This window comes from Methanotorris formicicus Mc-S-70, assembly GCF_000243455.1.
Taxonomy (GTDB): Archaea; AGJL01; Methanococci; order Methanococcales; family Methanococcaceae; genus Methanotorris; species Methanotorris formicicus.
In genome coordinates, this window is the sequence record NZ_AGJL01000037.1 from 1 (window position 1) to 18,968 (window position 18,968).

19 protein-coding genes and 1 pseudogene are annotated in these 18,968 nt (G+C 31.8%); 10 read left to right on the forward strand and 10 right to left on the reverse strand.

Annotated elements, in window-relative coordinates; translation table 11 throughout:
• Nucleotides 1–92: 92 nt before the first annotated feature.
• From METFODRAFT_RS09730 to METFODRAFT_RS06790, 3 genes are read right to left on the reverse strand one after another with little or no spacing between them, the layout of a single operon-like run.
• Nucleotides 93–611, reverse strand: a complete 519-nt coding sequence (locus METFODRAFT_RS09730) for a phosphatase PAP2 family protein (RefSeq protein WP_007044826.1) — start codon at nucleotides 609–611, stop codon at nucleotides 93–95.
• A gap of 18 nt (nucleotides 612–629) precedes the next feature.
• Entirely contained in the window at nucleotides 630–1,376 is a 747-nt protein-coding gene (locus METFODRAFT_RS06785; RefSeq protein WP_007044827.1) for a carbon-nitrogen hydrolase family protein, read from the reverse strand.
• A gap of 8 nt (nucleotides 1,377–1,384) precedes the next feature.
• The gene (locus METFODRAFT_RS06790; protein WP_007044828.1) at nucleotides 1,385–2,071 is read right to left on the reverse strand and encodes a CPBP family intramembrane glutamic endopeptidase; all 687 of its coding nucleotides are present in this window, start codon (nucleotides 2,069–2,071) and stop codon (nucleotides 1,385–1,387) included.
• An 82-nt stretch (nucleotides 2,072–2,153) separates the two neighbouring features.
• Between METFODRAFT_RS06790 and METFODRAFT_RS06795 the strand changes: the two genes are divergently transcribed.
• Nucleotides 2,154–2,582 carry a winged helix-turn-helix transcriptional regulator gene (locus METFODRAFT_RS06795; RefSeq protein WP_007044829.1) on the forward strand — a complete coding sequence of 143 codons (429 nt, stop codon included), beginning with the start codon at nucleotides 2,154–2,156 and terminating at the stop codon, nucleotides 2,580–2,582.
• Between the two features lie 585 nt (nucleotides 2,583–3,167).
• Here the strand turns inward: METFODRAFT_RS06795 and METFODRAFT_RS06800 are convergent.
• Together METFODRAFT_RS06800 and METFODRAFT_RS06805 are read right to left on the reverse strand one after the other, a co-directional pair.
• Nucleotides 3,168–3,917, reverse strand: a complete 750-nt coding sequence (locus METFODRAFT_RS06800) for an ATP-binding protein (protein WP_007044830.1) — start codon at nucleotides 3,915–3,917, stop codon at nucleotides 3,168–3,170.
• A gap of 16 nt (nucleotides 3,918–3,933) precedes the next feature.
• Entirely contained in the window at nucleotides 3,934–5,160 is a 1,227-nt protein-coding gene (locus METFODRAFT_RS06805) for a U32 family peptidase (RefSeq protein ID WP_007044831.1), read from the reverse strand.
• A 243-nt stretch (nucleotides 5,161–5,403) separates the two neighbouring features.
• On the opposite strand from METFODRAFT_RS06805, the gene METFODRAFT_RS06810 reads away from it, so the two are divergent.
• From METFODRAFT_RS06810 to METFODRAFT_RS06820, 3 genes are read left to right on the forward strand one after another with little or no spacing between them, the layout of a single operon-like run.
• Nucleotides 5,404–6,264 carry a TIGR00341 family protein gene (locus METFODRAFT_RS06810; protein ID WP_007044832.1) on the forward strand — a complete coding sequence of 287 codons (861 nt, stop codon included), beginning with the start codon at nucleotides 5,404–5,406 and terminating at the stop codon, nucleotides 6,262–6,264.
• A 31-nt stretch (nucleotides 6,265–6,295) separates the two neighbouring features.
• Entirely contained in the window at nucleotides 6,296–8,251 is a 1,956-nt protein-coding gene (tgtA, locus tag METFODRAFT_RS06815) for a tRNA guanosine(15) transglycosylase TgtA (protein ID WP_007044833.1), read from the forward strand.
• 1 nt (nucleotide 8,252) lies between these two features.
• Complete coding sequence (locus METFODRAFT_RS06820) at nucleotides 8,253–8,750, forward strand: MJ0936 family phosphodiesterase (RefSeq protein WP_007044834.1); 498 nt, start codon at nucleotides 8,253–8,255, stop codon at nucleotides 8,748–8,750.
• Here the strand turns inward: METFODRAFT_RS06820 and METFODRAFT_RS06825 are convergent, their stop codons facing one another.
• The 3 genes from METFODRAFT_RS06825 to METFODRAFT_RS06835 all read right to left on the reverse strand — a co-directional run bounded on the left by METFODRAFT_RS06825 (nucleotide 8,751) and on the right by METFODRAFT_RS06835 (nucleotide 10,821).
• Entirely contained in the window at nucleotides 8,751–8,978 is a 228-nt protein-coding gene (locus METFODRAFT_RS06825) for a KEOPS complex subunit Pcc1 (RefSeq protein ID WP_007044835.1), read from the reverse strand. It abuts the gene before it with no gap.
• Nucleotides 8,968–9,831: a phosphoadenosine phosphosulfate reductase domain-containing protein gene (locus tag METFODRAFT_RS06830; protein WP_007044836.1), complete on the reverse strand. Its 864-nt coding sequence runs from the start codon at nucleotides 9,829–9,831 to the stop codon at nucleotides 8,968–8,970. Before METFODRAFT_RS06830 ends, METFODRAFT_RS06825 begins: the two co-directional genes overlap by 11 nt.
• Nucleotides 9,832–10,416: 585 nt before the next feature.
• Nucleotides 10,417–10,821 carry an ABC transporter substrate-binding protein gene (locus METFODRAFT_RS06835; protein WP_083820862.1) on the reverse strand — a complete coding sequence of 135 codons (405 nt, stop codon included), beginning with the start codon at nucleotides 10,819–10,821 and terminating at the stop codon, nucleotides 10,417–10,419.
• Nucleotides 10,822–11,032: 211 nt separating this feature from the next.
• On the opposite strand from METFODRAFT_RS06835, the gene METFODRAFT_RS10180 reads away from it, so the two are divergent.
• From METFODRAFT_RS10180 to METFODRAFT_RS06850, 4 genes and pseudogenes are all read left to right on the forward strand, one after another.
• Nucleotides 11,033–11,212 (forward strand): hypothetical protein, encoded by a 180-nt coding sequence (locus METFODRAFT_RS10180; RefSeq protein WP_083820863.1) that lies wholly within the window; start codon nucleotides 11,033–11,035, stop codon nucleotides 11,210–11,212.
• Nucleotides 11,199–11,453: pseudogene (locus METFODRAFT_RS06840) on the forward strand (EamA family transporter); the annotation flags it as partial. The gene METFODRAFT_RS10180 and the pseudogene METFODRAFT_RS06840, both read left to right, overlap by 14 nt.
• Before the next feature lie 56 nt (nucleotides 11,454–11,509).
• On the forward strand, nucleotides 11,510–12,079 hold the full coding sequence (locus METFODRAFT_RS06845; protein ID WP_007044840.1) for a GMP synthase subunit A: 570 nt from the start codon (nucleotides 11,510–11,512) through the stop codon (nucleotides 12,077–12,079).
• A 474-nt stretch (nucleotides 12,080–12,553) separates the two neighbouring features.
• A complete protein-coding gene (locus METFODRAFT_RS06850) occupies nucleotides 12,554–13,642 on the forward strand; it encodes an archaeosine biosynthesis radical SAM protein RaSEA (protein ID WP_007044841.1) in 1,089 nt (362 codons plus the stop codon).
• Here METFODRAFT_RS06850 and METFODRAFT_RS06855 read toward each other — a convergent pair.
• Together METFODRAFT_RS06855 and METFODRAFT_RS06860 are read right to left on the reverse strand one after the other, a co-directional pair.
• Nucleotides 13,628–14,191, reverse strand: a complete 564-nt coding sequence (locus METFODRAFT_RS06855) for an AAA family ATPase (RefSeq protein WP_007044842.1) — start codon at nucleotides 14,189–14,191, stop codon at nucleotides 13,628–13,630. The two genes, METFODRAFT_RS06850 and METFODRAFT_RS06855, sit on opposite strands and share 15 nt — an antisense overlap.
• A 58-nt stretch (nucleotides 14,192–14,249) precedes the next feature.
• The gene (locus tag METFODRAFT_RS06860) at nucleotides 14,250–14,459 is read right to left on the reverse strand and encodes a class III signal peptide-containing protein (RefSeq protein ID WP_007044843.1); all 210 of its coding nucleotides are present in this window, start codon (nucleotides 14,457–14,459) and stop codon (nucleotides 14,250–14,252) included.
• Nucleotides 14,460–14,582: 123 nt separating this feature from the next.
• Here METFODRAFT_RS06860 and METFODRAFT_RS06865 point away from each other — a divergent pair, with 123 nt between their 5' ends.
• Nucleotides 14,583–16,982, forward strand: a complete 2,400-nt coding sequence (locus METFODRAFT_RS06865; protein ID WP_007044844.1) for a DEAD/DEAH box helicase — start codon at nucleotides 14,583–14,585, stop codon at nucleotides 16,980–16,982.
• Between the two features lie 240 nt (nucleotides 16,983–17,222).
• Nucleotides 17,223–18,719, forward strand: coding sequence for an alkaline phosphatase (locus METFODRAFT_RS06870; RefSeq protein ID WP_048115716.1), 1,497 nt, complete (start codon nucleotides 17,223–17,225; stop codon nucleotides 18,717–18,719).
• Nucleotides 18,720–18,968: the final 249 nt, after the last annotated feature.

Genomic DNA, 18,968 nt, shown 5'->3' on the forward strand with positions numbered 1-18,968 from the left:
GTGTGGGTAGCATGGTTTAATCACCGTTTTTTTAATGGAGTATTTAAATCGATACTATTTTATTTTTTGGTTTTAAAATCGATAATGAGAAATCACACTATCAGATCTTTTAAAATCGGTGTTAATGTATAACTGCAAATAAATCCAGTGATAATGCCAAAAACAGCTCCACCAACGACATCTTTAGGATAATGGGCATTTACAACAATCCTTGAATAACCAACAATTACTGACATCCCCTCCAGACAAAAAATAGCTAATAAAGTTGCCAACAACTTAATATTATCTGGAGATAATAGATAAATAGCTGTAATAAAAGCTGTAGAGACTCCAAAAGAGAATTGAGTATGAAATGAAGGAAATGAACCTTTAAAATGTGATATTTTATTATTTCTATATCCGTCTGGTCTTTTAGTTTTAAATAGATTTTTTAATGCAATGTTTGTTGGCAACACAATCAAAAAAGTGAAAAACATCATGAATATTGAGAATATTAAAACTTTGAGGTTATTTCCAATCAATAACTCTAAAATAGAAATAATTAAAATTCCAAAATATGTGGCAAGGTCTGGATAATAATCAATGATATGATAAATTCTTTTGATTGGCATTTGTTCCACCTAAATAGACTATTCTGGAATATACCTTGGATATCTCTGCTTAGCCAATTCTGCCTCTTTTAGGTCAATATCTACTGTAACAAATGGTTCATCTTCTGATGTGATAGCAATTACCTCTCCCTCTGGAGATATTACCCATCCTCGCCCACCAAAAATTCCACTAACACGATTTGATGAAAGAACATAAGCCCCGGAGACTATAGAGGCCATTTGTGAAGCAATTAGCCATTTATTTATTGTAGATTTTTCTGTAGCCCTTGGAACTGCAATAATGTGAGCTTTTTGCTTTCCATATAGACGAGCCCATTCATTAAACATTAATTCACTGCATATAAGAATACCCACTAAAATGTTGTTAATTCTAACAATGGAAAAATCTTTTTTGCCTCTATGAAACCATGTAGTCTCATAAAACCATTCTTCATTAGGTAGGTAGTATTTAGCTCTGATTGGATAATATCTCCCCCTATCTAAGAAGAAGGCTTGATTTAATCTATACTTGCCTTTTTGAATAGGTCTCGTTGATATTACAGTTGTTTGGAGTTTGAGGTTCTTTATAAAATCATCATGAGATTTTATAGCCTTTTGCCAAATATCTTCATCAAAGTTTGGATATTTTGGAAACCATAGATAAGCTGGCATTTCTGGTAAAATTATCAGCTCACTTCTTTCATTTTTAACATGTTCAATCAATTTATCCCATGCTTTTTTAAATTCTCTGTTATCATCTGGAAGTTCGCAAACTGTAACTCTCATAATCTCCCTTATGTATTAAACACTCTCATAAATGCTGAAATTATATTTGTTAATAAATGTAATCCCATTGGAATATAAATATTTTCTGTCTTTTTGTATGCATAAGCCATTATTAATCCATAGACAAAGGCAATGTAGAAGTAAAATAACCCTGCAAACACTGGATACTTAGGGAGTAATAAAAAATGAACGAGATGTCTAACTCCAAAAAATAATGAAGACACTAAAGCAGAAATTGCAAAAGAATACTTTCTATTTAGTATCTCAAATAAAAATCCCCTATAAAGTAACTCCTCTCCAATTGGAGCCCATACAATTATATAAAAAGCATATATCAGCATAGCTTTAGATACGGAGATGCCAAACCTTTCATTAACTATTCTTCCTAATTCAAGGAGTGCATAGTTTATATCATAAAAAGGATTTCCTCTTAAAGATAGATACTTTAAAATCAACACATAGCCAATTTTACTTAATACAACAACCAATACTGATACTATCAAAAATTTAACAAATAATTTTACCTGTGTTTTATCAAATCTCTTAACTTTGTAGGTTTTGAAGTATAGTGGGATTATTATAGCCAATATTGCATAAACAATAAAATAAGGAGACCATGGGCATAGAAAACTCTCCACTGCTGATAAGAGTGTTAAGATAACTATTAAAGCAATAACAAATCTTAAACTAGGCATACTATCCCTCCAATATACATAATTATGCTGGAAATTGATAACCAAAAAATTATTATAACTTAAGATTTATAAAACATAAAGTATGAAAAGAGAAACTAAGTGTGAAAAAGCTCACTTAACAAGTGTTGTTTCAAAATACACAAAAGAAATTGAGGGTATTATAGAAAAAGGATGTAATATTGACTTAGATGATATTGCAGTTGAGCTTAAAAATATCCACCCCTATCTCTCAACAATCCTATCAAAATGGACTCCTGAAATTATTTATGCCCTATATATTAAAGAAAAAATGAGTTTTAACAATTTTAAGAGGATTTTTAATATCTCCTCAAGGGTTTTATCTGATAAATTAAAAAATCTTGAGGAAAATGGAATTATCGAAAGACTTGTAACCAATGATAATCCACCACGTGTTTATTATAAATTAACTGAATTTGGAAAGGAATTGGCTTTATCTTTAGTTCCAGTTTTAATTGTTATTAAGAATAAAAGTGATAGTTATGAAGATTGACCTCCAAGCAATAAAATATGAAGAATACGCAAAAGTTTAAAAGTTAAAGTGCTGAGGAAATGGATTACCTTAATGAATTTGATGTAATCTTCTGTAATTCAAGTTTTTAGTGGTTTAGAGAGTCGGATAAAGTTGTTAGAAATTGCTATAATGCTTTAAAGGATATTGGAAGAATTGGAGTTTAATGTCAGCAAAAATTGCTGGTTATTTAAATCAAGTATGATGTTAATGAACTATTGAAAAATTTAAAGAAATCGTTAAGAAAGAGTCCTATAAACAAAGCAAAGAGGGATTTGTTGAGTTAATTTTAATATAAGTTATTTTTAATAGTTGTTAAGGAATAAAATCCATTGTTTAAATTTAAAATTGAAATTTACCTAATAAAGATAACATTTTTATCACCATTTACTTTTTACCCTCAATCCTTAAATGCTGATAGTGTGATTTAACACTATTAAATTAAAACCAAAAATAGCAATAGATGGAATTTAAATAATAGTTAAAAAACGTGCATCTCCTATGCTAACAGCACTTAATAATATACTCACTGATTCTATATAAAAAGAATTGTAAAAAATGGAATTGTTATTCAATTAAAGCATCTACAATCCCTTTAATTTCAGGAATTTCGGCATTCAATTCCTCTCCCTTCAACCCACATCTCATAATCTCCTTATTATTTGGAATAACTGCAATAACTTTATCTTTATTAATATTTTCAAGGATTAAATCCTTTGTCTCATCATCTACCTTATTGACTATGAAATAAACCTTCTTACCCAATTTCTCTCCAATCTCCTCTATCTTCTTAGATAATCTTATTGATTCATAGGTTGGGTCTATAATTGCTATAATAGCATCACAACCCCCCTCAACACCCCTACCAAAATGCTCTATTCCTGCCTCTGTATCGACGATAACAACCTCTTTATCCTTTAGTTTTAGAGATTTTAAAAATTCCCTCAGCAAAGCACCCATAGGACATGCACAACCCTCTCCAAAATCATGAATTTTTCCAACTGCTAAAAGTTTGATGTTTCCATTCTCCACTAAATACTCTTTTGGAAGAGAATTAATAAATATTTCCTCCTCAAACAACTCAACATCTTTACCTTCCATCTTTTCTCTCAATTTTTTCATAAACTCCTTTCTTCCACCAAGATACTCTATAAAATCCTTTGGAAAATCCATGCCCAGTAATTTATGCAAACTTAAGTTTGATTCATCTCCATCGATAACTAAAACATCATATCCTTTTTTAGCAAACTCCTTTGCCAATAATGTTGTTATAGAACTTTTTCCACAACCTCCCTTTCCACAGATAGAGATTTTCATACTTATCACCTTTAAATTAATATTTTTCTGTTGTATATTCTCTTAGAATAAAAACCTTATCATTTTCCCTCACAACATGGTTTAACTTAACCCCAACACTTTCACCTTTTCTACCAATTTCAACATTTTTATGGTCTATCTGCATTGATTTTACAGTTTCTTCTATGCAACCTGTGGTTTTACCAATGATTAAGATTGTATCTCCAACTTTTAAGTCGTTTATAAGTTTAATCTCTGCAACCCCAACCTTCTTATAGTAATTTACAACCTTTCCAATCTCAATTTTTTTGTATTTGGAAATATTCCCCTCTTTTTCATATTGGAAGTCGTGAGATTTATCAATATCTCTGAAATAGAATCCAGTATCGTAACCTCTATTATATATCTTTTCAAGTTCTTTTTTAAAATAAGGTAGTTTTTCTTTGTATGTTCCATCAAAAACAGAATCTATTGCCTCCCTATAAATCTTTGTTACCCTCATAACATAATCTGCGTTCTTTGCCCTCCCTTCAATCTTAAAGCAATCTAAGACCTCCATGAGTTGAGGAATGTGTTCAATCATACACAAGTCCTTTGGAGATAAGAGATATTTTCCCTCACAAATAACCTCGTAGGTTCCATCGGCATGCTCATTTATGAGTTTCCACTTTCTCCTACATGGTTGCAAACAATCTCCGCAATTTGCATGCCTATCAAATAGATAGGAACTTAAAAAGCATCTTCCACTTATTGCAACACACAAAGCACCATGGACAAATCCTTCCAACTCCAAATTAATATTATCCTTCCTTAAATTTTCCCTAATTTCCCTAATTTGGTTTAATGTGAGTTCTCTTGATAAAATAACTCTCTTTGCAAATTTTGAGTAAAACTTTGCTGCTAATGAATTTGTTATATTGCATTGAACGCTTGCATGAACATTTAAGCCATATTCTTTTGCTAATTGCATCGCTCCTAAGTCACTAACGATTACAGCATCAACCTCAACACCATTTGCAAAATCAAAAATCTCCGCCAATTTCTTTAAATCATTCTCATAGATTACCGTATTTGTACATAAGTAGAGTTTTTTATTGTTGTCATGTACAAATTTAATTCCTTCTTTTAACTCATCCCTATCAAAGTTCTTAGCAGTTATTCTCATATTCAAATCTTTCAATCCACAATATACTGCATCTGCTCCATTCTTTATTGCAGTTGTTAAACATGCCAAGTCCCTTACGGGTGATAAGAGTTCAACCATATTACATCACCAGTATAGCCCATAATGAATCCTAAATTTTAAATTTATGAATATTCATCAACAATAAATTTAAAAAGCAACCGTCTGCAAATTTTTAATTGGATTTTTAAAATAATTTAATTTAGAAAAAATGATGAAACTGTTTAATATACAATATAGCCAAATTACAATTAAATATAAATAATGTTTGTAGTCATTTTTTTGTTGCATAAATTTATAAATATTATCCTAAATGGTGGGCGCATGAGGTATATGAAGATTATGGTACCTGAGAAATTCTTAAATACTGTTGAAGAGATTATAAAAAAGAACAATGCTTACTCAATTTCAATAATAAAACCTTTAAAATCATCAATTGAAAATGGGATAATAATAACATGCAATGCAGAAGCAAAAGATGCTGAGAAGATAGTTTTAGAGTTAAAAAAGTTAGGTTTAGGGGAAAAAGGATATGGAAGTATCACAATAATGCCGGCAAATATTACCTTTTCATGTAGGGAAGAGGGTTTAGCATCAACGAGTTTATCTGAATTGGAGTTGTATTATAAAGCAAAATCTATGGTAAAGATAACAAGAAATGTCTTAATTAAAGTTGTCTTAGCAAGTATAATGGGAACTATTGGATTAATTGAACACAATATCCCAACATTAATTGGAGCAATGATTATTGCTCCTTTAGTAGATACGGTTATGGGTAGTGCCATAGGAACACTTTTGGGAGATAGGGAACTCTTTATTGAAGGGATGAAAAAGGAACTTCTATGCTCAGGAATTGTTACTGCATGTGCATTTGTTACAGGATTGTTTTATATTTCTGAGAATTTGGTTTTAGAATACCTTTCAGAAACTTCGATAGTGTTGAGTGCAGTGGTTGCCATCATTGCAGGAATCTCTGGGGGAATGAGTATTGCAAGTGGAAAGGAGTATGAGATAATAGGAGTTACAATTGACGTTTCAATATTAATTCCTGCATTGTTAATGGGAATGGCACTTGCTACGATGAATTTGAATTTGATATATACAACATTCATATTGTTGATATTGAATATTGTTTTATTGGATATTGGAGGTTACATTGGATTGAGATATAAGATGAAACATTAAACTTTAAAATTTTGCTAATGACGGTGAAAAAATGTTTGAGATAAAAGATAGAGATGCAATGGGAAGGATTGGAAAATTAAAAATAAACAACCATAAAATAGAAACACCAACAATAATGCCAGTAGTTCACCCAAATCCAAAAAGACAGATAGTGCCAATTGAGTTAATAAAAAAATTAACGGATGTTATAATAACAAACTCATACATAACTTATTCAACACCAAAATTAAAAAAGATAGCGGAAGAGAAGGGGATTCATGAGTTGGTTGGATTTGATAAGGTTGTGGTTACAGATAGCGGTTCTTTTCAGTTGAGTGTTTATGGGGATATTGATGTTGAACCATTGGAGATTGTAGAGTTCCAAGAAAAGATAGGGGTTGATGTTGGAACCATGTTAGATATCCCAACACCACCTGATGTTGAAAGGGAGAGAGCAGAGAAAGAGTTGGGGGAGACATTGAGAAGGGCAAGGGCATCAATTGAACTAAAAAAAGAGAAAAACTTTAAGTTGTTGTTAAATGGGACTATTCAGGGCTCTACCTACTTAGATTTGAGGAGAAAAAGTGCAGAGGAAATGGGAAAATTAGATTTTGATATTTACCCAATAGGGGCTGTTGTTCCACTGATGGAGGAGTATAGATACAAAGAAGTTGCAGAGATTATAATAAATACAAAAATGTGCCTCCCTACAAATAAACCAGTTCATTTATTTGGTTGTGGACATCCTATGGCATTTGCTTTGGCAGTTGCGTTGGGATGTGATTTGTTTGATTCTGCTGCCTATGCATTGTATGCAAAGGAGGGGAGGTATTTAACTGAGAGAGGAACTCTGCATTTAGAAAATTTAAAGGATTTGGATAGATTCCCATGCTCATGCCCAGTTTGCTCCACATACAAACCAAAAGAGATTTACAAAATGGATAAAAAGGAAAGAACAAGATTATTGGCAGAGCATAACTTATATGTAACCTTTGAGGAAATAAGTAGGATAAAAAATGCCATAAAAGAGGGAAGTTTGTGGGAATTAGTTGAGGAGAGATGCAGATGCCATCCAAAGTTGTTAGATGCGTTGAGGGTCGTTAGGAAGTACATGGACTTTATTGAAAAATTCGACCCTGTGACAAAAAAATCTGCCTTTTTCTACAGTGGATATGAGAGTTTATTTAGACCTGAGGTTTTGAGGCATAAAAAGAGGTTATCAAGAATAAGGTTTGACAAAATTTACATAACGACAGTATCAAAGAAAGTTGAAAAGCCATATAGTGATAATGTAAATATCATGCACTCTGATGTGGATGTTTTGGTTATTGATGATGTCTTTGGATTGGTGCCATTGTATATAGATACTTTCTACCCTTTGGCACAAAATGAGATTCCAGAGTTGTTTGAATTTGAAAAAGAGCATAACAAACCTTATGTAAAAGAATTTATTGAGAAACATAAGGATAAGATTTTAGATATCAACACATACAACTACTACATCAACTACTACAACTCAGAGGCAAATAAAAATAAGATAAATCCTGATGCATTTAGGATTAAGAAAATGCTTCAATACCAATATGGTTGTGATATTGTTGATGATGAATTGATAAATAAAATAATCGTAAAAAGAAGTAAAACCACTGGAAGAATTAGATACGTTATGCTAAATGACAAAACATTATTCTCAATTAGATCCTATGATAATCTTCTCATACCAACAGAAGAAGGGGCAAAGTTACTGCATAAAAAGATACCATATCCAAAATATAGGGTTGTTGTAAATAAAGAGGTTGAAGAATTTGCAAGGGAAGGAAAATCTGTCTATGCAAAGTTCGTTGTTGATTGTGATGAGGAGTTGAGACCTTATGAGGAGGTTTTGGTGGTTAATGAAGATGATGAGTTGTTGGCATTTGGAACAACATTATTAAATGGAAAGGAACTTATGGAATTTAATTATGGTATTGCTGTTGATGTAAGGAAAGGTATCAAAAAGGAGGGATAATATGAAGATTGGTATTATGTCAGATACACACGACTATTTACCAAACATAAGAAAGGCAATAGAGATTTTTAATGAAGGGGGTGTGGATTTGGTTGTTCATTGTGGGGATTTTGTCTCATTGTTTGTTATAAAGGAATTTAAGAATTTGAGGGCAAAGGTTATAGCAACCTATGGAAACAACGATGGGGAGAGATGCAAATTAAAAGAATGGTTAAAAGAGGTTAATGAGAAGAATATTATTGATGACTATGTTTCCTTTGAAGTTGATGGATTAAAGTTCTTTGTTATGCATGGAACAAACAAAGAGGTTTTGGATGCAGTTATTGCCTCAAAGAAGTATGATGTTGTTATATATGGACACACTCATGAGAAGGTATTTGATGAAAAGGATGGGGTCTTAATAATAAATCCAGGAGAATGTTGTGGTTATTTAACTAAAAAAGCAACTATTGGAATTTTTGACACAAAAACAAAAGAATATGAGGAAATTGAGTTGTAGTTACTCATCTTTAGCAATTTTTAAAACATCCTCTCCCACACTAAAGTTAGCAAATAAATCATCCAACGCATTTTTTAATGAGCCAATTGTATGTGTTTCAATATAAACATCCATGTTATTTTGTTTGCATTCTACTTTTATTATAATGCCTTCGTTGGTATTATCCACCTCCAAACTCTTGCAGATTTCTTCTTCTGTAGGAATATTCATATTAAATCTAACTTTCATTGTCTCCCTCAAAGTTGATTTTTAATCCTCTTCTTTTTAACTCCTTATAAACTTCTCTTGGGACTTTTGGGCATTCTAATGCCTCCATTGCCTTTTCCCTACTCATTAAACCAAACCTCACCATTGCTGAAATTCTATCAAACTCAAAACTAAATCCATATTTTTTATAAAATCTTTCCAATGCAACACCCAGCACCAAACAGTTTGTTGTATAACCCCTTAAATTTGGATTTTTCCATGGGAGTTTTTTTAATATGTTGTACCTCTCCTCTTCCGTTAATCTATATGGTGCTAATAACCTAACCATTTTTATTCCTTCCTTCATTTCCCTAATCGCAGTGGTTCCAAATGGAAGTTCATGACCTGTTATAATAACATCAATGTCCATAAGTTTTGCAATTCTCCAAATTTCCCTCATATTCCACTCAGAGCATTTTCTACATGGAGATTCCCCTTTATTTATTGTTTCTTCAAATAATTTGGTGTAATCTCTCTGCAATACAACCCAATCAATCCCTAAATACCTTGTTATATTGTAGCAATTTTCTATTGCTTCTTTTGCAAGGTATTTGTTGTCTACTGTAACGCAGAGGGGATTTAATTTGAATTTTTCTTTAACCAAATACAATGCTACAACACTGTCCTTTCCCCCAGAGAGGGCAACAATGCAGTGGTATTTTTTATTTTTTCTGCTTTTGCTTAAAAATTCTTCAACTTCTTTTTTCATTTTTTCAAAATCTCTTGGATATTTTAGGGTTATTATGCATTCTTTGCATAACTTTTTTCCTTCGTAATCGTATATCTTTCTTGTTTTGCTTGTATGGAGACACATTTCACACTTGACTTCTTCCATGCTATCACGTTTATTTTAAAATAAATCATCTAAATTATGAATTATTTGGATTTATTTTATCAAATAAAATGAAGGTTACCGAAAAATATTAAATAATCGATGATAAATAATAGGAAATATGAAGCAAGATAAAAATGACAAAATAGAGATAAAAAATAAAAGTTCTAAGAAACGGAACGGATATTGGAAATCTTACGACCTTAGGTATAAGAAATATGACTTAAAGACTACATATACATTTATTTTATCTATTATAAACAAATTGAATCCCCCTTCTAACGAAGGGAGGAAAGTTGTAGAGCTCCATCTCTACCTCATAATGAATATATGGTAGTTCTTAATATTAAAATTTATCTACAAACTAGTGAATTGTTTGAATACTTACTACAACACAATATCACCCCAATAGTCAAAACAAAAGAGTTTAAATGGAATTACAAAGTCAGTAAAAGTTAGAAAAACCATTAAAAATCTGTTTAACAAATAGTGCATAATATATTAACACTAATTAAAGTATTAATATTAAAACATATAATACCGAATAAATCTACCAATTCAATTATTCGACAACCTCGAATGTTCCGTTTAAGGAAACAGCCCAAATACTTCAGGATGCACTACTTTAGCATAATCCAACATAATCCCAGCAGGGTCTAAAACCTCCTTTTTGGAATTATCGTAAGGTAGTGCATAAAATCTACCATTTTTAAAAGCCTTAAAGTTAGCAAAATCAGGATTTAAACTAAGCAGTTGTTCTTTTGTTGTTATGTTTTTACCCATTGTATGCAGGATAACAACATCTGCATTCATAGCCCTTTCATAGAATGTTTCTTTGTCCATATAACTCCCACCAGTTCCAGGAATATCATTAAAGAAGTATTCGCCTTTAATCATGTTTATCCATTTTGATCTAAAATTCTGTGCTCCCCATACATAAGGGCCTTTTGTTGAAGACCAGTAGAAAAATGCAACTGTTGGATAATTAGTCACACCATAAACCTTTCTCAATATATTGTTTCTTGCTTTCCAGGCGTTTTGGAAATAGTTTTCAGTTTTATTATCTGATAGTGTGATTTAACACTATTAAAATTAAAACCAAAAAATAGAAATAGGTAGTACTTAAATCGGTTTTTCGTAACTCGCCTGTTATCACAAGATGAAAACATCGATTGGGTGAAATACTAAGTATTTCACTGCTCGCTTGCTCCGCAAGCGAAGAGATAAATCGATTTTAGAAATCGAAGGAAACTATCTAACGTCTGAAAAGAGCAATATTGGATTCGTTAGATTTATGGCAATAGTATCAAACTGCATAGAATATTTGAGATACAAATATGGACTATCGTTTTATGAAGTGGTTAAAGAGATTTGTGGATTTTAGTGTTCCAACTAGTGCAATACCTTATCTCTTTGCATTGGCATTTTTTCCAACATTTTTGGCATATTTAATGTACAATCTTGCCTTAAAAGAAATTGAAGTTAGCAAAGCGTCAATTATTGCCACAGCAGAGCCAGTAGTTGCCATAGTTTTAGCATATTTAATCTTTGGAGAATCTTTAACATTAAAACAAATCCTTGGAGCAATTTTTATAATAGGTTCCCTACTTATTCACAAAAAATAAAAATGATGTATCCCATTAGATATAATTCTGATCTATAAAACCCTTAGGTGAGGATCATGATAGTCATCTTAAACAACGGCGGGCAGTATGTTCACAGGATATACAGGAGTTTGAAATACATTGGAGTTCCTTCAAAAATCATTCCAAATACAACACCTTTGGAAGAGATTGAGAAAAATGAAGAAATAAAGGGCATCATATTAAGTGGAGGACCAGATATTGAAAAAGGTAAGAACTGTATAGATATAGCGTTAAATGCAAAACTTCCAGTATTGGGAATTTGCTTGGGACATCAACTCATAGCAAAAGCATACGGCGGAGAGGTTGGAAGAGCGGAGGCAGAAGAATATGCAAGTACAAAGGTTTATGTCATAGAGGAGAATGATTTATTCAAAAATGTCCCAAAAGAATTCAACGCTTGGGCATCACACAAGGATGAAGTTAAAAAAGTTCCAGAGGATTTTGAGGTTCTTGTATACTCAGATATATGTGAAGTTGAGGCAATGAAGCATAAGAAAAAACCAATTTATGGAGTTCAATTCCACCCTGAGGTAGCACATACTGAATACGGTTCAGAAATTTTAAAGAACTTCTGCAGAGTGTGTGGATTTAAGTTTGATGAATAATTACATAACAAAAAATAACGTATCAAAAAAGTTAAATTGGAGTACTACAGAATGTTTAATGTGGTAAGATAGGAGATGATACCATGCAAATATTTAGCATGGAATTTGATACCTTTGCAATATCCATACTTATATTTTGCGTATTTCTAATATTAATGTCCATCTTAATCCACATATGGTCATCAAAGGTTGGAAAAGAATTATTCAATAGTAAAAATTAGTCTCTCATATTCTTAGAATCCCATTCATTTTTTGTGGTAAAACATTCATTAATAAATAGACAACATAATATATTATTTGCTGATTTTGTGTTATATACTGTTTTTACATAATTTTTAGCATGATGGTGTTTTTAGAAGGTTTTTGTAATTAGGAAACGATTTATACTATTGAACAAAATGTAGGCATAATGTATCCACAACATTATCATCAAAAGAACGATTAATATATTTGTTAAAATGAGGTGTTATAGCCATGAATAACTATTTTGAATTTTTTTTAAAAAAGATGAGGGAAAAATATCTAAAAAAAAGAAAGGAATCAAATCCAAATAAACCAATTGCTACTTGGATTCAAGATGATATTTTTTTGGATAAAAGTGTTGGGAAATCTCTCACAATAATATTGAGAACTGTTGGATGTAGATGGGCGTACCAAAGCGGAGGATGTACGATGTGTAGTTACTTAATGGAGTCTTCTCCATCCCCAATATCTACAGAGAATTTAAAGAGGCAGTTTGATTATGCCATTGAAAAAGTAAAAGATTTAGATGAATTCAGTGTAAAAATCTTCACATCTGGAAGTTTTTTGGATGAATTTGAAGTGCCAGAAGAGGCAAGGGAATATATTTTTGAGAAGTTGGGGGAATTGGAGGAAGAAGGAAAACTAAAAGAGATTGCAATTGAATCACGACCAGAATTTATAACAGAGGAGAATTTAAAGAACATTAGGGGATATATAAAAAATATAAATGTTGAGATTGGTGTTGGTATTGAGACGTTTAACGAAGAGATTAGAAACATTGCTATTCATAAGGGGGTTAAAACAGAAGATATAATAAATGCCATAAACACCACAAAAAAGTATAATGTTGGAATAAAGGCGTATCTATTAATAAAACCCCTATTTATAACTGAAAAAGATGCCATATTGGATGCAATAAACTCAGGAAATAGGGCATTTGAGATTGGATGTAGTAGAGTTTCTTTCTGCCCAGCAACAGTTCATAAAGGAACGTTAATGGAATACTTCTGGTCAAAAAACCAATATCGCCCTCCATTTTTATGGAGTATAGTTGAAATATTAAAAAATGTTAAATCAAAAAATCAAGATAGGATAGTTATGTGCGATACCTCTGGAATTCCAACAAAAAGGGGAGCACATAATAAACTTAACTGTGAATGCAACTATAAAATAAAAAATGCAATAGAAAAATTTACCCTAACACAAGATATTGATGTTTTGGATATTGAATGCAAATGCAAAAAATATTGGGAAAGTTTTATTGAAATGGAAGAGAGAAATATTGTTCCTTTGGGGGATGTTAATTTATCTTTTGAATGAATCTACTATCTTTTTTAAAGTATCTTCCAATTCCTGCAAATAACTTTCATAATTCTCTTCATTAACAACCATATAATCTGCAAGTGCTATGACCCCACCAATGGAAAAGCCCAACTCCCTCATGTCCCTCTTAACAAACTCGTCCCAATCCATAGCGTCATCTTCTCTCTGTCTCTTGATCAACCTTCCAAATCGTGTTTTTGGAGATGCATGTATGGCAATAGTTAAAAATGGATAGTGCTTTTTAAAATAGTTGACTTCATATAAACTCCTAACGCCCTCAATTATAACAAAATCACAATCTGCAAAATATTCCTCAACATATTTTAAGCAAGGCACTGCAATAGCCTCTTTTCCATACATCTCCCTCAACTTTATTGCCATATTTCCAACATTTTCAGGGGTTAGTTCTAAACCACTTTTTCTTGTTTCTTCCCTAACCACATCTCCCATTGAAACTACTGGAATGTTGAACTTTTTTGCTATTTTCTTTATGGCACTCTTTCCAGAGCCGGGCATTCCTGTAATTCCTATTAACACCTTAACCATGATATCCTCCTACACCCAACTTTCTGAAGAAAAAATTTTGAATAAATTGACAATTGAACTATACGTTGCTTAATGTTTTCATAGTAACATTGTATGTATGATTTATTGAGTCTATGTTGTTGTATCCAATTTCCTTTGAACTTGCAATTATGTAATATCCTGCAATTGCTGCAGCAACTATAACAACAAGTAAAAGAACCGAGAACTCTAAGGATATCTGTCCCCTAACAGATAGAATTTTTATAAATTTTTTAATTTTTTCTGACATAACATCACCTAATTAACAAAAAATAGTTTAAATTTTATGGTTATATAGTTTTTGAAATTATGGTTGTTTGCGAATTTTTTGCAGTTATTCAACAATAGGTCAATAATAGAAAATGGTGGTATTGTGCTTATTATAAGGAAACCTAGGAAAAAGAAGGATGAAATTGAGGTTGTGGATTTGGTTAATGAGAAAAAATATTACGCATTATTGAGAAAAGATGGAAACAAGTTGAGGGCGTATAAATGTAGAGAGGAGGATAAATTAATCCAACCAGCAAGATTTATGAATATTTTAAAGAATAACAAAATCCTCCTAAGCAAGGATGAAGAAACTCTAAAAATAGAGAATTTTTTAAAAACAAATAATTTAAAGTATGAATACATTGAATTGTGTCCATTTTGCTTAACAAAAGGAGAATATAAGGAAGTTTATGATAAATACCGTTTTTATGGGAGATTTATATGCTTAGATTGTGCTATTGAAGAGATTAGGAATGAGATTAATATTAATGAGGAGTTCATTAGAAAACTTTTGAAGAGATTTGGGGATGTTGAAAAAGTAATGGAAATATTTAAAACAAATAAACCATTGGATAATCCAGAACTAACAAGATATGATGTTTTAGTGGGTAGTGAGGAGGACAAAATAAAAAACTACAAAATAGATGAACTAAACATTCCAGAGGGTTTAAAGGAAATTATAAAGAAGAGAGGGATAGAAGAACTCCTTCCAGTCCAAACACTATCTGTTAAAGGTGGGTTATTGGAGAATAAGAACCTCCTCATAATGTCAGCCACATCTTCTGGAAAAACCCTTATTGGTGAACTTGCAGGGATTAAAAATCTCTTAGATGGTAAAGGGAAGTTTTTGTTTTTAGTGCCACTTGTAGCACTGGCAAATCAAAAGTATATTGAATTTAAAGAGAGATATGAAAAATTAGGGTTAAAAGTATCTTTAAGGGTTGGAATGGGGAGATTGAGTAAACCAAAGGAAGAAATAAACACAGATCTAAATGCGGATATTATTGTTGGAACTTATGAAGGGATTGATTATTTAATAAGAACTAAAAAATTAAAGGATGTTGGAACTGTTGTTATTGATGAGATTCATTCCCTCAACATAGAAGATAGGGGGGCGAGATTGGATGGGTTAATTGGAAGGTTGAGGAATTTATTTAATGTCCAAATGATTTATCTATCTGCTACAATTGGAAATCCAGAGGAACTTGCAAAAAAACTAAATGCAAAGGCAATAATCTACAACGGAAGACCAGTTCCATTGGAGAGGCACATAATATTTGCAAAGAACGAATACAACAAGTTGAATTTGATTAGAGAGATTGTAAATAGGGAATTTAACACCATTTCTAAATATAACTACAGAGGGCAGAGTTTAATCTTCACCTACTCAAGAAAAAGAGCAGAATACATAGCAAGGTTTTTAAACTCAAAAGGCATTAAGGCAGATTTTTATCACGGAGGCATGGAGTATTCAAGGAGGAGAAAGGTAGAGGATGATTTTTTAAACCAAAAAATCATGTGTGTTGTAACAACTGCAGCACTTGCCGCAGGGGTTGATTTTCCAGCATCTACAGTAATACTTGAAAGTTTGGCTATGGGTGGGGATTGGTTAAATCCCTCTGAATTCCAACAGATGTGTGGGAGGGCGGGGAGAAAGGGAATGCATGATATTGGGAAGGTTTATTTACTTGTTGAGATAGGGAAGAAGTATCATGCAAAGATGGAGATGAGTGAGGATGAGGTTGCATTTAAACTCCTAAACTCTGAGCCAGAGGATGTTGATGTTGAATACAATGAAGATGAGGAGTTAGAGCAAATACTCGCTACAATAACTTCTGGAGTTAATAATAAGTTTGAATTGGATAGGGTTCCATTGCTTGGTAGAAATTTAGATTTAAATTATGTTATTGGTAAATTGGAAGACTATGGTATGGTCGATATGGTGGGTAATAACATACATCCAACAAAATACGGATATGCAACTTCAATATCCTTTTTGTATCCAAAAGATGCAGAGGCTATAAGAGAAGCAATTAAAAATAAGGAGGAAATTATGGAGTTGATTGTAAAAATTTTACCATTTGACAACATCTACATCTCCCCATCACTAAAAAATAAGTTATCAAGAATATTCCACATAAATATTCCTTCAAGATTCGTTGATGCTCTGCAGATAATAAGGGAAAACTTTGAGAAAGTTAGGGAGAAGCATTTAAAGGAAATGCTAATACCAATTATCTTGGAGTTTGAGGAGGAAGATGTTATTCCAAAAATATCGAAGACAATAATAAATTTAAGGATGAACAAAAAAACACCTTCACAAATCTCAAAAATACTCTACGAAGATTATAGGATTCAGACATATAGTGGGGATATTTACACATACTTGGAGAATGTAATTAAACTGTTGGATGCAATTGAAAGAATAGGAAACATATACAACAAAAACTATGCAATTAAGGCAAAGGAATTAAAAGAAAGAATAGAAAATCCATATCAATAATAACATGTTGTTCATATAATATGAACTTAAATTGACAAATAGAAAACTTTATATAACAGTTGGGGATTAATTAAGTATGGGGAGGGGATTTCCGAATTTTATTTAACATGTTTTTAGGTTTTGATTTAATAAAATATTTTTTAATTTTGTTCATATAATATGAACTTAAATTAACAAATAGAAAACTTTATATAGTTAATTGTGAACCAATATCATTTGTTAAGGGAGGTAGGTGATGTCATGAAAAAGTTTATGTCGATATACCTAACATTTAGTATCCTATCTGCCGTGATAATTTGTGGTTGTATAAATGAAAAGAACGTCAATGCAAATACTGAGACGAAGTTATCAGAAAATTCAAAAGTAAACAATGTCCAGTTCAGTTCTAACTCTAAAAATAATGTAGAGAGTAACAGAAAAGTTAAGAACGTCATCTTATTAATTGGGGATGGTATGGGAATAACTCAAACCTATATTACTGAAAGATATAAAGAAGAGATTGAACATGGACATTTAGTTCTTTTGACGAATTTTAAGACAAAAGGGACAATAACAACTTATTCATTAAGTTCAGAAGTTACAGACTCTGCTGCAGCAGGGACTGCACTTTTATCTGGTTATAAAACTAACAATAGGATGATAAATGTCAAGCCAGATGGATCAATACCAAGAAAGACACTTGGAGAAATTGCAAAAGAAAAAGGAAAATCAGTAGGAATTGTAACTACAACAAGGGTTACTCATGCTACTCCAGCAGCTGTTTATGCTCATATAAAAGATAGAGAGGAAGAAAATGAAATAGCGGAACAACTCTTAGAATTCGAACCAGATGTAATTCTTGGTGGAGGACTTAGACACTTCATTCCAAAAAATGAAAAAGGTAGTAAAAGAAAAGATAATAAAAATCTCATTGAAATGTTTAAAAAGAAAGGTTATGTTGTTATTTATAATAAAGAAGAGTTAAAAAAAGTGAATCCAAACAATACTACTAAATTATTAGGGCTTTTCTCAATGTCTCACATGGCTTATGAAGTAGATAGGGAAAATATTGACAAATACAAAAATCAGCCATCTCTCGCTGAAATGACTGAAAAAGCTTTAGAAATATTAAATAAAAACCCAAATGGATTTTTTTTAATGGTTGAAGGAGGGAGAATAGACCACGCATGTCATGCACATGATGCTAAGTCAACAATAATGGATACGATAGCATTTGATAATGCTATCAAAGTAGCTTTAGATTTCCAGAAAAGGCATCCAGATACTTTGATTATTGTAACCGCAGACCATGAAACTGGAGGAATGAGTGTAGGGAGTGGGACTGAATATTACGCAAATATTTCAGCACTGAAAAACATTGATGCAAGTATGGAATTTATGAGTAAGGAGGTAATGAAAAATCCAGATAGGGATTATATAACCAACTTAATCAAAAAATACTGGCACACAGACCTTAACGAAGATGAGAAGAATCTTCTATTTAAATACCCAATAACTTCAAAAATAAACGATTCAAATATTTTAAATAACTACCCAAAAGTAAATCACTACGTTTATTGCTGGGCTGGTTTTGCACTATCTGAGATTGAAAGCAAAAGGGCAAAGATTGGATGGACATCATTTGCACACACTGCAGTTCCAGTTCTTGTATATGCTAAAGGTCCTGGAGAAGAACTGTTTGAAGGTTTCTATGACAACACAGATGTTCCACAGAAGATAGAAGAAATATGGAACTAACTCTTTTTATTTTTAATTTTCTGATAGTGTGATTTAACAATATTAACTTTAAAACCAAAAAATAGAAATAGGTAGTACTTAAATAACTCGTTAAAAAACGGTGCATCTCCTATGCTAGCAGCACTTAATAATATACTCACTAATTCTATAAATAGTTTAGGATTTAGCTGTTCGGAGGAGTTATCTAAGTTCGCACAGGTTAGAACACTAACGCCAATAAAAACTATCAAAGCATTTCAGAGTATGTCT